13 protein-coding genes are annotated in these 14,204 nt (G+C 59.6%); 4 read left to right on the top strand and 9 right to left on the bottom strand.

The genetic code is table 11. The features are described from left to right. Positions 1-3: 3 nt before the first annotated feature. On the top strand, positions 4-885 hold the full coding sequence (locus F3J36_RS08055; RefSeq protein ID WP_166719406.1) for a LysR family transcriptional regulator: 882 nt from the start codon (positions 4-6) through the stop codon (positions 883-885). Between the two features lies 1 nt (position 886). On the opposite strand, the gene F3J36_RS08050 is transcribed toward F3J36_RS08055, so the two are convergent. The 9 genes from F3J36_RS08050 to F3J36_RS08010 form a co-directional block, all read right to left on the bottom strand. Next, on the bottom strand, positions 887-1,636 hold the full coding sequence (locus tag F3J36_RS08050; RefSeq protein ID WP_166719405.1) for an anti-sigma factor: 750 nt from the start codon (positions 1,634-1,636) through the stop codon (positions 887-889). After that, entirely contained in the window at positions 1,633-2,136 is a 504-nt protein-coding gene (locus tag F3J36_RS08045; RefSeq protein WP_166719404.1) for a sigma-70 family RNA polymerase sigma factor, read from the bottom strand. The genes F3J36_RS08050 and F3J36_RS08045 overlap by 4 nt, the downstream gene beginning before the upstream one ends. Further along, positions 2,136-2,690 (bottom strand): cytochrome b, encoded by a 555-nt coding sequence (locus F3J36_RS08040; RefSeq protein WP_166719403.1) that lies wholly within the window; start codon positions 2,688-2,690, stop codon positions 2,136-2,138. The genes F3J36_RS08045 and F3J36_RS08040 overlap by 1 nt, the downstream gene beginning before the upstream one ends. Further along, positions 2,687-3,736 (bottom strand): catalase family peroxidase, encoded by a 1,050-nt coding sequence (locus tag F3J36_RS08035; protein ID WP_058759011.1) that lies wholly within the window; start codon positions 3,734-3,736, stop codon positions 2,687-2,689. Before F3J36_RS08035 ends, F3J36_RS08040 begins: the two co-directional genes overlap by 4 nt. 70 nt (positions 3,737-3,806) lie before the next feature. After that, positions 3,807-5,030 (bottom strand): MFS transporter, encoded by a 1,224-nt coding sequence (locus F3J36_RS08030; RefSeq protein ID WP_166719402.1) that lies wholly within the window; start codon positions 5,028-5,030, stop codon positions 3,807-3,809. A 186-nt stretch (positions 5,031-5,216) separates the two neighbouring features. Continuing rightward, positions 5,217-6,164, bottom strand: coding sequence for an ROK family protein (locus F3J36_RS08025; RefSeq protein ID WP_166719401.1), 948 nt, complete (start codon positions 6,162-6,164; stop codon positions 5,217-5,219). Beyond that, the gene (locus F3J36_RS08020; RefSeq protein ID WP_058776091.1) at positions 6,161-7,027 is read right to left on the bottom strand and encodes an ABC transporter permease; all 867 of its coding nucleotides are present in this window, start codon (positions 7,025-7,027) and stop codon (positions 6,161-6,163) included. The genes F3J36_RS08025 and F3J36_RS08020 overlap by 4 nt, the downstream gene beginning before the upstream one ends. Then, positions 7,027-7,947, bottom strand: a complete 921-nt coding sequence (locus tag F3J36_RS08015) for an ABC transporter permease (protein WP_021508908.1) — start codon at positions 7,945-7,947, stop codon at positions 7,027-7,029. Before F3J36_RS08015 ends, F3J36_RS08020 begins: the two co-directional genes overlap by 1 nt. 18 nt (positions 7,948-7,965) lie before the next feature. After that, positions 7,966-9,501, bottom strand: a complete 1,536-nt coding sequence (locus F3J36_RS08010; protein WP_141495847.1) for an ABC transporter substrate-binding protein — start codon at positions 9,499-9,501, stop codon at positions 7,966-7,968. A gap of 285 nt (positions 9,502-9,786) precedes the next feature. Between F3J36_RS08010 and F3J36_RS08005 the strand changes: the two genes are divergently transcribed. Genes F3J36_RS08005 through F3J36_RS07995 form a run of 3 tightly spaced genes read left to right on the top strand, consistent with a single transcriptional unit; the run spans position 9,787 to position 14,167 of the window. Beyond that, complete coding sequence (locus F3J36_RS08005; RefSeq protein WP_166719400.1) at positions 9,787-10,920, top strand: ROK family transcriptional regulator; 1,134 nt, start codon at positions 9,787-9,789, stop codon at positions 10,918-10,920. An 11-nt stretch (positions 10,921-10,931) separates the two neighbouring features. Next, a complete protein-coding gene (locus tag F3J36_RS08000; protein WP_166719399.1) occupies positions 10,932-12,374 on the top strand; it encodes a M81 family metallopeptidase in 1,443 nt (480 codons plus the stop codon). Continuing rightward, entirely contained in the window at positions 12,371-14,167 is a 1,797-nt protein-coding gene (locus F3J36_RS07995; protein WP_166719398.1) for an ABC transporter ATP-binding protein, read from the top strand. Before F3J36_RS08000 ends, F3J36_RS07995 begins: the two co-directional genes overlap by 4 nt. The last annotated feature ends 37 nt before the right edge of the window (positions 14,168-14,204 follow it).

Genomic DNA, 14,204 nt, shown 5'->3' with positions numbered 1-14,204 from the left:
AATATGCAGATTGAAGATCTACGGATTTACGTCGCCGTAATCAAAGCGGGCAACTTTACCGCTGCGGCTGAACAGCTGATGCTCTCCAAGCAATACGTCAGCCGACGCATCGCCGCGCTGGAAGAGTCGCTCGGGGCGCGTTTGCTGAATCGCAATACGCGCAAACTGTCCGTTACCGACAACGGCCAGCTGTTTGCCCAGCATGCGCAGCGCATTCTGGATGATGTGCAGGAAGCCGAACTGGCGGTGTCCGGTCGTCGTCAGGTGCTGCGCGGCAGTTTTCGTCTCAGCGTACCGATGTCGTTCGGCATCAGCCATCTTTCCCCTTATATCGCCGAATTCCTGAGCCAGCATCCCGGTATCCAGTTCCAGGTGGAACTGGCCGATCGGCATGTGGATATGGTGGGTGAAGGTTTTGATATGGCGATCCGCATCGGCACGCTGCCGGACTCCAGCCTGATCGCCAAACGGCTGGGCGAATTCCGCCGCGTGATTTGCGCCAGCCCGGCCTACCTGCATGGCGCCGGCGCACCGCGTGAGCCGGAGGATCTGCTGCAGCATCTCTGCCTGCGCTATGGACGTGAAAGCCAGACCGGCTGGGAGCTGTTTCAGGGCGACATGCGTAAAGTGCTGGCGGTCCAGGGACCGATGGTCAGCAATAACGGAGAAATGCTGCGTGATGCGGCCGTCGCCGGGCTGGGGCTGATCCTGCTGCCGGAGTTTATCGTGGCTCCGGCGCTGGCGCGAGGTGAGCTGGTGACGGTACTGGATGACTGGCATCCGGCCTCGCTGCACCTGAATGCGCTTTATCCGCAGCATCGCCAGCGCAGCGAGATCAATCGAGTATTTATGACGTTCCTGCAGGCAAAGCTGGCAGGCAAATGAATCAGCCCACTTCGCTGCCTATCGCAGCACGCAGCGCCGGTGCGGCTTCGCCGCTCATCGGGCTCACCAGCGCATAGTTATAGTGGCGATCGCTCCAGTATTGCGCCACCAGGTTGTCCGCCTGGCGCGACCCCTTTTCCAGCCGCACGGTTTGCGGGCGGATGTACCAGCCAACGCGCGTGCCGCTGGCGGTCTGATACAGCACCAGCGCCGAGGCGCCATGCTCATTCGCCATCAGGCGCGCGCCGATGAGCTGATAGCCAAAGCGTTCCAGATTGGGCGGCAGCGTACCGTTGATAAAATAGCGGCCCAGCCAGCTGGCCAGCTGTGTCGTCTGATGGGTGCTAATGTCCATCGTCGCCTGCTGCGCGCCATCGCCGAATAACCGGTAAGCCTGTACCGCATCCTCCATCGGTAACGGGTGATTCTGTAAGCGTTCAGTCATCTGCCAGCCGGACAGACTGCCGATCCCCAACGCCAGCACCAGCGAGCAGGCCAGCGCCAGCCGCTGATAACGCTGCCGCGCACGCCGCTGGCGCAGCTGTGCTGGCTGCAGTGGCGTAAAGGCGGTTCGCGCCATGTTGCGCTGCAGGCTTTGTTGCAAGCGCAGCTTGTCCTGACGCCAGCCCTCAACCTGGGCGGCGACGTCAGGATGCTGCGTCAGCCAGTCGCTGACGGCCTGATGGCTGGCGCTATCCAGTTCACCATCCAGCCAGGCGTGCAGCTGGTTCTCATCGGGCGGGATCTTCATTTTAATCTCCTCAACGTCACCGGGGCCGGCAGGCCTTCGGTCATGTGCTGCAACTGTTTTCGCGCCCGCGATAACCGTGACATCACGGTGCCCAGCGGAATGTCCAGCGTGTCAGCCGCTTCCTGATAACGCATGCCTTCAACGTTAACCAGGAGCAGCAATGCGCGACTGTCAGCCGGCAGATGGGCGAACAGCGCCAGCATCTCATCGGCGATGGCGTGATGCTCAGCCGACTCGGCAAAGGGCTCGGCGCGGCTGAACAGCGTCATAATCGCCTGCCAGCGCTTGCGGCGGCGTTCGCCATCAATGAACTGATGCCAGAGAATGGAAAACAGCCAGGCACGCAGACTGCGCGTGTCATCGCGCGCCGCGTCCAGTGCTTTGACCAGCGTGTTTTGTACCAGATCCTCAGCGGCCATGCGCTCACGCGTCAGCCCCAGCGCAAAACGCTGCAAATGCGGCAGTAATGCGCGGATTTCGTCATCGCTCAATGCAGACATTATTTTTGCTCTCGCACCCGGCGCAGGCCGGTCATGCTACTCAGCACGCCATCACGTAAAATCACACCATGCAGCAGCGCGGCAGCCAGATGGGCCAGGATCAGCGCGAACAGACTAAACGCCAGCAGCGAGTGTAACGGGCGCAGCACGGCATAACTTTCCACGCTAACCGGCAGCAGCGGCGGCAGCACCAGTCCCTCGCCAATAGTCACTGGAAACCCGCCTGCCGACAGCATCGCCCAGCCTACCAGCGGTTGCGCCAGCATCAGTAAATAGAGCGCCAGATGGGTCAAATGAGCCACCGTTTGCTGCCAGCCCGGCACCGACGCGGGCATGGCGGGCACACCATAGTAACGCCGCAGCCCGATACGCACGACCACCAGCAACGCGATTACCACGCCGAGCGGTTTGTGTATCGCCAGCAGCAGTGAATGGGCAGCCGAGATATCCGCCACCATCGCCACGCCGATAAATAGCATGGTCAGCACGGCCAGTGCCATCAACCAGTGTACGATGCGCAGCAGCGGATGAAACAGGGTTGTCTGGTGACTCATGATTTTTTCTCCTGCTGGTGCGCCTGTTCAGCCGTGCGCAGATTGAAAGATTTTGCGTAAGCGGCGGAGCGCGCGTTGAGCAGCGGATCGTCAGAACCGCTGATGCCCTGCGGCAGAATCAGCGGATCGTAATTGATGTCATTGCAGCTGCCGCCCTGTTGCGGGCTGCTGTCGCGCAGCGTCAGCGTACCGGCGACAACCTGCTGCCGATCGGCTGGCCACACCTTGCTGGCATCGTTCACCGCATCGCCGGGCTGAGCCACGCTGATCACCAGATCCCACTTCAGCGGTGCGGTCGCCAGCCGGTCGTGCAGGTCGCTCTGCAGATAATCCGGCTGCTGCTGCTGAGCGGCACTGATCGGCTGCCATGGCGTACGTGGCACCAGACTCCAGCGCACAAAGCGCGTTTCCCCCTGCGCATTGGTAAAGCGGAAGGCATTCAGGCTGTTGTACTGCTCCTGCGCCCAGCTGGCGGCCAGTACATGGGTTTTCACCCAGGCAAAGAACGGTTTAACTTCGGGATGGGCAACGGTAAACGCCATCAGCTTTTGCGCATCAGGTTTACCGGTCTGCGGCAGCGGTCGACTGGCCTGCTGCTGATCGTAAAAAGCCTGCGGCGTACTGACCGGGAAAAACGGCAGCGCGTTCATGCCGGTACGCCACTGCTCGCCGTGCGCCAGCTGAAATTCCAGCGCCAGGCTGCGCACCGGCACGCCATAGTCCGGCGCGTGCGGATTACCGCCGGCAATGGCAAAGCGGCCAATCACCGGCACCGTACCCGGCTGGAAAACGCTGGCGCGTGACAGAAACGCCGCGTTGCCGCTGGAGGTAAAATCACCGGTAACGCACACGCCCTTGGCATGATTGCGCCGGTATCCCGGATGCACACCGCTGTTTTGCTGCAGCGACTGCACCAGACTTTGCGCACTGAGGCGCTGCGGCGTCAGCCAGCCGCCTGCAGCAAGAAACAGCACCAGCAGTAATCCGGGAATAATGACCACCAGCAGTAACAACGGCAGATGTCTGACCGTAGGTTTAAAGTTCATCTTAGCCAACTCAGTAAGGAAAAGTGAGCATAAGACGAACCAGCGCGGCGTTTATTCCCGCGCGGTAAAATTATTTTATGGCGAGCGCCGGCGTCCGGCGCGCATCGCGCACCGCAACGGCATGAATCAGCAGCCCCAGTACGGACAGAATGGCCCCAACCCAGCCGGTAGACTGCCAGCCCAGCCCGGCGGAAATGGTGATGCCGCCGAGCCACGCCCCCAGCGCGTTGGCAATGTTAAACGCTGAGTGATTAAGTGCGGCCGCCAGGGTTTGTGCATCACCGGCCACGTCCATCAGGCGGATTTGTAGCACGCTTCCCAGCGCCACCATGGTACCGACCAGCATCACGTTAAGCGCGCCCGCCAGCGCATAATGCGCCGCGAAGACAAACGCGCTCAATACCAGCAGCGACCACACCAGTATAATGCGGATGGTTTTCTCCAGCCCGCGATCGGCCAGACGTCCCCCGACAAGGTTGCCGATAATCATGCCAAGACCAAACAGCGCCAGTATCGCCGGTACCAGATTTTCCGGCAGGTGGGCCAGTTCCATCATGGTGGGTTTAACGTAACTGAATACCGAGAACATGCCGCCGCTGCCAATCGCGCCAATCGCCAGCGTCAGCAAAACCTGCTTGCGCGTCAGCGCCGAGAGCTCGCGCAGTGGACTGGCCTGCTTGTCACCGGCCACATTGGGTACCCAAAGCCACACCAGTAGCAGCGTCAGCAGCGCCAGTCCGCCGACGATGGCAAACGCATCACGCCAGCCAAACCACTGGCCGATGGCGGTAACGGCAGGTACGCCAATCAGATTGGCGATGGTTAATCCCAGCAGCACCATCGACACCGCCTGCGCGCGCCGCGCGCGCTCCACCAGTCCTGCCGCCACCAGCGCCGCAACGCCAAAGAAAGTACCGTGGGGAAAGCCCGCCAGAAAGCGGGCCACCAGCATCGCAGGGTAGCCCGGCACGACAGCACTCAGCAGATTACCCAGCGCAAACAGGCCCATCAGCGTCATCAGGAAATTACGCCGTGAAGCCCGCGCGCCGAGAATAGCCAGCAGCGGCGCGCCAATCACTACGCCGAGGGCATAAATGCTGATGAGATGGCCGGCCTCAGGAATGGTGACGTTCAGGCCTTTCGCCGCATCGGGCAGCAGGCCCATGATGACAAATTCACCGGTGCCGATGGCAAATCCACCGGTGCCCAGCGCGAACAGCGCTTTTGGCACGCTGTGACGCGGCAGCGAGGCCTCGTCCGGAAGCTGAGAGAGTTGAGGTTGTACTGATGACATGTTTTTATCCGTACCGCAGGTGAAAAAAACAGCAAAGAGGCTGGCGACAGTGTCTGTTCACCAGCCTCTTTGCTGCGGGTTTTAGCGCGTCAAGCTTAGCGCATTTAAGGTTGAATCGGGTTCAACGAAGTCTTGAGCGCAACACGGTAACCGAAAAGCGCCAGCAACGGGCGAAAGGGCAAAAGCTCAGGACGCGCTGAGCGCCTGCCGCGCCAGCAGCGCCGCACCCACCATGCCGCCCTGATGGGCAAACTCGCCCGGCACCACCAGCGCATGCGCTGTGCTGCGCAACACGCAGCGCTGCACCGCATCATTAAGCGCAGCAATCAGCGGGGTGACCGAAGCCAGTCCACCGCCTACCGCCACCCGCGACGCACCGGTAATGTTAATGGTGTAGGCGAGCGGCTCGCTCACCAGTTGCAGCCAGGCTTCTATCGTCTGCTGCGCCCGCGCTTCTGCCTGCTGCCAGCGGGCAATGACTTCCACGCTGCTGGCGCTTTCAGCGTGCAGCACCTGATGCAGCGTTTCCAGTCCGCGTGCGCCGCCGTAGGTGTCCAGACACCCTGTCTGGCCGCAGGGACACGCCTGGCGCGGCACGCGCACGCGACCATGCGCCAGCATCACTTCCGTGAGGGTAATCGGCCCGTGGCCCCATTCGCCGGTCAGGCCGTTTTGTCCGGTGATTATGCGGCCGTCCGCCACCAGACCACCACCCACGCCGGAACCGAGAATCGCGCCAAACACCACTTTGTGCCCTTTGCCGCTGCCGGCCAGCGCCTCGGCCAGGGCAAAGCAGTCGGCGTCGTTGTGCGCGATCACTGGCCGCTGCAGCACCTCACCCAGTTCCCGCGCCAGATTACGCCGGTGAAAAGCCGGGATGTTGCTGGCAAACATTTCGCCGGTTTGCGGTGCCACAATGCCCGCCGTAGAGATGGCGACAGCCGCCTGGCTGCTGAAATGGTTATGCTGCCCGGCGATCATCTCGCTGACTCTGGCGCAAAATGCCTGCCAGTCCGTCGCCGGGATTTTTTGCTGATCGAGCAGCGTTAGCCGATCCTGTGCATCCATCACGCCAAGCTTGATAAAGGAGCCGCCCAAATCGAGGCAGATCACGGTTGAGTGCGGGTGAGTCATAAACGTTTATCCATTACATCGCGCAGGCCGTCGCCCAGCACATTAAAACCGAGCACGGTAATCAAAATCGCCAGTCCGGGAAATAGGGAGACGTAAATATTTAGCCCGAGAAAGTTGCGGCCATCGCTCATCATGGTGCCCCACTCCGGCATCGGCGGCTGCACGCCCAGTCCGAGAAACGACAGACTGGCGGCAGAAAGCACTACCGCGCCAGCCGTCAGCGTCGACTGTACAATCAACGGGCCAATGGCGTTGCGCAGAATATAGTGCGTGATAATGCGCGGGTATCGCACGCCAAGCATATGCGCCGCTTCGATATACTCCATGTTTTTCAGTCCCAGCGTCAGGTTGCGACTCAGACGTGCATATACCGGGATCGAGAACAACGAAATGGCGATCAGCATGTTTGTCAGCCCCTCGCCGAGCACGCTGACAATCAGAATCGCCAGTACGATGCCGGGGAAGGCGAAAATAATATCCATCAGCCACATGATCAGCGCATCAATTTTGCGTCCGGCCAGCCCCGAGATGATGCCCAGAGGAATGCCGATCGCCATCGAGATGGCTACGCTGAGGCTGACTTCAAACAGCGTGATGCGCGCGCCATAAATGACGCGGGCAAAAATATCGCGGCCGTAATCATCGGTGCCGAACCAGTGGGCAGCGGAAGGTGCCTGCAACGTGTTCAACAGATCCTGCTCGATGGGATCCCAGTGAGTGATCAGCGGTGCGAAAAGGGCAGCCAGCACCACCAGCAGCACCAGCCCGCCTCCGGTCGTGATTGAAGGGTTGCCAAGCAAAAACCTCACGATCTGGCGGCGGCGCGCGGGCGGCGGCTGGAGAGACGTGTCGAAACTGTTCATCAGTCGAACCTTATTTTCGGGTTGAGCAGGCCAATCACTATCTCACCCACCAGATTCATCAACACCACGCCGGTTACCGCCACTAACGTTACGCCCTGAATCACCGGATAATCGCGGTATTTCACCGAATCCACCAACAGGCGGCCAATACCCGGCCAGTTAAACACCGACTCTGTCACCACTGCACCTCCGATCAGGCTGCCAAAATTCAGCGCGACGATGGTGACAATCGGTATCAGCGCATTGCGCAGCGCGTGTTTCCAGTTAACGCTGGCCGACGATAATCCTTTGGCTCTGGCGGTACGGATATAGTCCTGACTGAGCACATCCAGCATGCTGGAGCGCGTCATCCGCGCGATCATCGCCATCGGGAGAATCGCCAGCGTCACGGTCGGCATCACATAGTTGCGCCACGAATCAGCGCCGAGTAGCGGCAGCCAGCCGAGCTGAACCGCAAAGTAGTTCATCGCCAGCAACGCCAGCCAGAAGTTCGCAATCGAGGCACCGGCAATGGTCAGTACCATGACGATCTGATCGGGAATGCGCTGTCGGTAAATGGCCCCGGTCATGCCCGCCGGCACGCCGATGGCAATTGCCAGCAGGTACGCCAGCGCCGCCAGCGACAGCGTGTACGGCAGGCGTTCGCTGATTTCGGTCATCACCGGACGCTGCGACTGCAGCGACAGCCCAAGATTGCCATGCAGCGCTTCACCGGCAAACCTGACGTATTGCAGCGGCAAAGGCTGATCCAGCCCGAGGCGCACGCGCATACTGTCCACTGCTTCCTGCGGCGCTTCCGGGCCGGCCATCAGGCGTGCCGGATCGCCCGGCAGCGCGCGGATGGCGATAAACACGATGATCGACACACCGAAGATAATTAACGGCAGCGAGAGCACCTTTTTTGCGACATACGCTTTCATATTAATCAGCCATCAGCACTATTTCTTCACGGCATCACGGACCACAATCTGGCCGCCCGGTTGCATTGTCACGCCACTGATATTTTTGCGCGTCGCATACAGATCGTCCTGATAGTAGAGCAGCACCTGCGGGGCGAGTCCGCTGATCCGCTGCTGTGCCTGGAAATAGAGCGCTTTGCGCTGGGCATCGTCGAGCGTGGAGGCGGCGCTATCGATTAGCTCATCGGTACGTTTGTCGCTGAAGAAGCCGAGGTTGGCCCCGCCGGGCGCAAAGCTGCTGCTGTGATACAGCGGACGCAACTGCAGATCCGAGCCGTACAACCCCGAAGACCAGGACGCCAGCACCGCGTCCGTACCCTGCGCGGCTTTCTCTTTGGCATCGGCAAACGCCGCTTTGGCCCATACGCCGCTCTCCATCTGGCGCACGCTGAGCTTGACGCCAATTTTGCTCCACATACCCTGCAGAACCTGCGCGGTGCGTGCGTCGGGTGCCTGCACGGCAATCGACATGGCGAAGCCGTCGGCATAGCCCGCTGCCTTAAGCAGGTCTTTGGCTTTCTGCACATCGTACGGATAGTCATGCAACGCTTTGTCGTAGTTGGCATCGACCGGCGCCAGCGGGGAATTGGCCGGCTGCGCATAACCAAACATCACCGCTTTCACCAGCGCCTGCTGGTCGGTCGCGAAGTTCAGCGCCTGGCGTACTCTGACATCGCTGAGGGCTTTACTCTGCGTATTGAGATCGATCCAGAATACCGCCGCGCCCGGCGACTGTTTTAACTGCACGCCGGGATTATTTTTTAACATGCCGGCAAATTGCGGCGGCACCGGGTTAATAATATCGACCTGACCGGATTGCAGCGCCATATTCATGACTGACGGCTCACTGCTCCAGGTCCATTTTATTTCGTCCGGCCCGGCAGACTTGCCCCAATAGTCCGGGTTCTTCTGCTCCAGGACAAATTCACCGGATTTATACTGCGCCAGTTTATAGGGCCCGGTACCGTCGGCTTTATTATTGATCGTGCCGGCTTTGTCAGCTTGAGGACTCACCATTAATCCCGGGCCGGAGGCTAGCACAGTTAAAAACGCCGGATTAATTTTCTTCAGTGTGAAGGTGACGGTTAAGTCATCTTTTTTCTGCACGTCCTGAATAAAGGTGCGAATTTTCCCACTTCCGGCGAGACCGCGCTTCGTATCCAGATGACGCTGAAAGTTTTCAACGACCGCATCGGCATTAAATGGCGTGCCATCGTGGAATTTAACGTTGGGACGCAGCGTAAATTCCCAGTGCAGTCCGCTGTCGTCGGCATGCCAGGAGAGCGCCAGAGCCGGCATGATTTTGCCATCGTCACCGAGCCGCGTCAGGCCTTCATACATCGGGTCCAGCACCGTGCCAGTAAAGGTCGCGGTCTGATTGCCCGGGTCCATGCTGCGCGGCGGTTCGTTTTGCATAATGACCAGCTGAGCAGCCAAAACCGATGCGCTGGAAAACGACGCCAGAATACCCGCGGCAAGTGTCAGTATCCTGAAATGCTTGAGTGTGCTTTGCATGAAGGCCTCAGTGAATCAGTGACAAAGAGTGAAGAGTCATCGCCCGGCAGGCAGCTGACTGTCATTGCACGCCATCGCCTGCCATACGCTTTGATCATGTTAACGGCAGCAGAAGAACGGGCTCGACGCTATATAAGGCACACTCTGCAAACAAAAGCCAAGATGTCAGTTCATATATTTTACTTATAATTCGATCTGCATTCAGAAAATAAACTAAATGCGCTTGAATTTGTTTTCACGGCTGATTATTGTCGGCCTAATACAGCCTGTGCCGTGAGAACCCGGATGCTTAATGCTCATCAGCAACAAATTCTGCGTTTATTAATTGCTTCGCATGGCATGAGCCGCACGGCAATTGCGGAAAAAATGAAGCTGAGTAAAGCCGCAATCAGCACATTAATCAAAGAGATGCTTAGCGCAGGACTGCTTGAAGAGAGCATTCCAGAAAGTAACGGTCAGGGTCGGCCTTCGGTGTTATTAAAAATGCGTGCCGACAGCGCCTATTTTCTCGGTGCGTCGTTGCTCGGTGACGATGTGTATCTGGTGCTGACGGATATGCACGGCCGCATCCTGGCCAGTACCCACATGCCGCTGAATCCCGATCCTGCGCTGCTGGCTGGTGCGCTGGCCGCCGCCATCCCCGGCCTGCTTGCACAAAAAGGCATCTCCGCCGACCAGCTTATCGGGCTGGGCGTCACGCTTTCCGGCTTTGTGGATGAAAACCAGGCGGTGTGCGTTCAGTCTGCCCTGCTGGGCTGGAAAAACGTCCCGCTGGCGGCACTGCTTAACGCGCAAACCGGTCTGGAGGTGTCACTGGAAAACGATGCCAAAGCTCTGGCGGTCAGCGAAAAGATTTTCGGCGTGGCGAAAAAGGCACGGAATTTCACCCTGATTTCCCACGGCGACGGCATTGGCTCCGCGCACTTCTTTCAGGGGCAGCTGCACCGCGGCGCGCACGGTGGGGCCGGTGAAATTGCTCACTGTACCATAGAGCCCGGCGGCCGCCCGTGCCGCTGCGGCAAACGCGGCTGCCTTGATACGCTGGCATCGCTCACTGCAATGCGTGAAAGCATGCGTGACAAACAGCTGCCCTGCACCAGCGTTGCCGAACTGGAAGCGCTGGCGGTAAAAGGCAATAGCGCCGCGATTGCCATTCTGCACCAGGCAGGTGACGCACTTGGCCTCGCCATCGCCAACATCATTCAGATGAACGATCCGGAGATGATTATCATCGCCCATCAGCCGGATGCGTTCGACGGCCTGCTCAGAACCGTGGTGATGCAGGCGGTAGATAGTCACGTGTTGCCTTCAATCATGGGCAAGACGCCCATCACCAGCATGGCGATTGATCAGTTCAGCTGGGCCCGCGCCGCAGCCAGTGTGGCGGCTTACCGTTTTATCGTTCACTTACCCGACTAGCGGAGTCTGTTATGCGCATTGCCTATGGTGGAATTCATACTGAATGCAGTACCTGGAATCCGGTGCTCAATTACGCCGACGACTTCCGCATCGTGCGGGGTGAAACGATGACGTCCAATCCCTATTTCGCCTTTCTGCAGGATTACGCGGCCGAATTTCTGCCGACCTTTCACGCCCGCGCCATTGCCGGTGGGCCGGTGGCACGTGTGACCTATGATGCCTTCAAACAGGAGTTTCTCCGTCGGCTCGAGGCGTATTTGCCCGTGGATGGCGTTTACCTGGCGATGCACGGCGCGGTATATGTCGAAGGGATGGAAGACGCGGAAGGCGACTGGATTAGCGCGACGCGCGAGCTGGTCGGGCCCGATTGTCCGATTAGCGTCAGCTACGATCTGCACGGTAATGTCTCGCAGCGCATCATCGACGCGATCGATATGTTTTCGACCTATCGCACGGCACCCCATATCGATGTGGAAGAGACCATGCGCCGCTCCGTCTCAATGCTGGTCAATAGCCTGCAAAGCGGCATCCGACCGGGTGTGGTGTGGGCACCGATCCCCGTAGTGCTACCAGGCGAGCGCACCAGCACGGAAGATGAACCGGCCAAAAGCCTTTACGCCAGCCTGCCCGGGATTAACGCACTTGAACATATCTGGGATGCTTCGCTGATGGTTGGCTATGTCTGGGCGGATGAGCCACGCGCCACGGCGGCCGCCATCATGACCGGTACCGATGCCGATGTGCTGTCTGAGCAGGCGGCCAAACTGGCGCTGGCTTACTGGCAGGCGCGTGAGCAATTTGTGTTTGGCTGCGTGACCGGCAGTACTGAAGAGTGCGTACGCATGGCGATTTCCAGCCCTGGCGGACCGGTGATTCTCGCCGACTCCGGTGATAACCCGACCGGCGGCGGCGTGGGCGATCGGGCCGATGTTCTGGCCGAACTGCTGCGGCAAAATGCGCAGGATGTCATCGTTGCCGGCATTACCGATAAACCGGCCACGGAGGCGGCCTTCGCCGCGGGCGTCGGTGCCCGGCTCTCCCTGACTATCGGTGCCACGCTGGATCCTGCCGGCGGCAAAGTCAGCGGCGAGTTTGACGTGTTGCTGCTGAGTGATGATGCCCGTTCGGTTGCCCGTCAGGCGCTGCTGAAGATTGCAGGCATTACCGTGGTAGTTGCCGATCGGCGTCGTCCTTATCACAACCTGGCGGATTTCGCCCTGCTCGGACTCGATCCGCGCCAGGCAAAAATTGTGGTGGTGAAATCCGGTTACCTGTCGCCCGAGCTGGCGCCGATTGCCAATCCCAACCTGATGGCGCTGTCGGAAGGGGTGGTCGATCAGTATGTTGAACGGCTGGTGCGCAAGCGCAAGCTGCAGCCGGCTTATCCGTTCGATACCGATTTTACCTTTGTGCCGGTCAGCACCCGCTCGGCGCGTTTTGTGGCGGCACAATGAATCGCGCTGACCCGCCGGTGCTGAGCATCGAAAATCTCACCGTCGCGTTTCGCAGCGATGACCGCTGGCGTGAGGTGGTGAAAAACGTCTCTTTTACCCTCGGGGCCGGTGAAACGCTGGCGATTGTGGGTGAGTCGGGCTCAGGCAAAAGCGTTACCTCGATGGCGATCATGCGTCTGCTGAATAGTCGTCACGCACGTATCAGCGGCAAAGTGCTGCTGAACGGCGTGGATTTGCTCACGCTGAGCGAACGTGCAATGCGCGATATCCGTGGCAATGCCATCGCGATGATATTCCAGGAGCCGATGACCAGCCTTAATCCGTCGTTCACTATCGGTCACCAGATTGCTGAGGCGCTGATCGCGCACCGCAAAATCAGCGCACGCGCCGCCCGCGAAGAGACCATCCGGCTGCTGGAAAAAGTGCGTATTCCCAACGCGGCCAAACGCTTCAGTGATTACCCGCACCACTTTTCCGGCGGCATGCGTCAGCGCGTGATGATCGCCATGGCGCTGGCGCTGCGTCCAAAATTGCTGATTGCCGACGAGCCGACCACGGCGCTCGACGTCACGATTCAGGGGCAAATCCTTGACCTGATCAAGACCCTGCAGGAGGAGGAAGGCACCGCCGTGCTGTTCATCACCCACGATATGGGCGTGGTGGCAGAAGTCGCCGACCGCACGCTGGTGATGTACCAGGGCGCGATGGTGGAAAGCGGCAGCACCGCCGCGATTTTTTCAGCCCCGGCAGCAGAGTATACCCGCACGCTGATTGCGACCGTGCCGCAGCTGGGTGCCATGCGCGGCATTGATGGACCGCGTAAGTTTGCGCTCAACGGCGAAGCGCCGGTGGCGCAGGCGCGCCAGACACCACAAGGGCAAACGCCGCTGCTGTCAGTGAAGAACCTGAGCACGCGCTTCAGCATTCGCGAAGGGCTGTTCAGCCGTAGAACCGGTGCGGTGCACGCCGTGGAGAATATCTCGTTTGATTTGCTGCCGGGTGAAACCTTGTCGCTGGTCGGCGAATCCGGCTGTGGCAAGTCCACCACCGGCCGCTCGCTGACGCGGCTGGTGCAGCCGAACTCCGGGAAGATTGCTTTTGACGGCAGCGACGTGCTTACCCTCTCCCGGCAAGAACTGCGCAAGCTGCGCTGCGCCATGCAGATGATTTTTCAGGATCCGTTTGCCAGCCTTAACCCGCGTATGTCGGTCCTTGAAGCCCTCACCGAACCTTTTTTACAGCATCGGCTGGGCAGTAAGGCCGCCGCACAGAGAAAAGCGGCCGAACTGATGACGCGCGTTGGCCTGCCCGCAACCATGCTGAAACGCTATCCGCACGAATTTTCCGGCGGCCAGCGTCAGCGCATCTGCATTGCCCGTGCGCTGATGCTCGATCCGAAAATGATCATTGCCGACGAGTCGGTGTCCGCCCTCGATGTCACCGTAAAAGCGCAGATCATCAATCTGCTGCTCGATCTGCAACACAGCCTGAATCTGTCGTATCTGTTTATCTCACACGATATGGCGGTAGTGGAGCGTATCAGCCATCGTGTGGCGGTGATGCTGCTGGGAGAGATTGTTGAGATTGGACCGCGCGCGGCTATTTTTGAGAATCCGCAGCACCCTTACACACAAAAACTGCTCGCGTCGGTGCCGGTGCCCGATCCGGCGCGCCGCCATTTAAAACGGCACGTGGACGTCAGCGAGTTGAAGAGCCCGGTGCGTGCCAATGGATTTGTGCCGGAAACACGGCATTATCAGGAAGTGAGCGCCGGACACTGGGTGATGCGGTAAGACGCTGTTATAAGTGCCGATGCTATTCTGGTTTCAT

Origin of the sequence: Pantoea sp. Cy-640, from assembly GCF_011752635.1 — a bacterium.
Taxonomy (GTDB): Bacteria; Pseudomonadota; Gammaproteobacteria; order Enterobacterales; family Enterobacteriaceae; genus Pantoea; species Pantoea dispersa.
The sequence above is the reverse complement of the archived record's forward strand: the minus strand, read 5'-3'. Positions and strand labels throughout refer to the sequence as shown.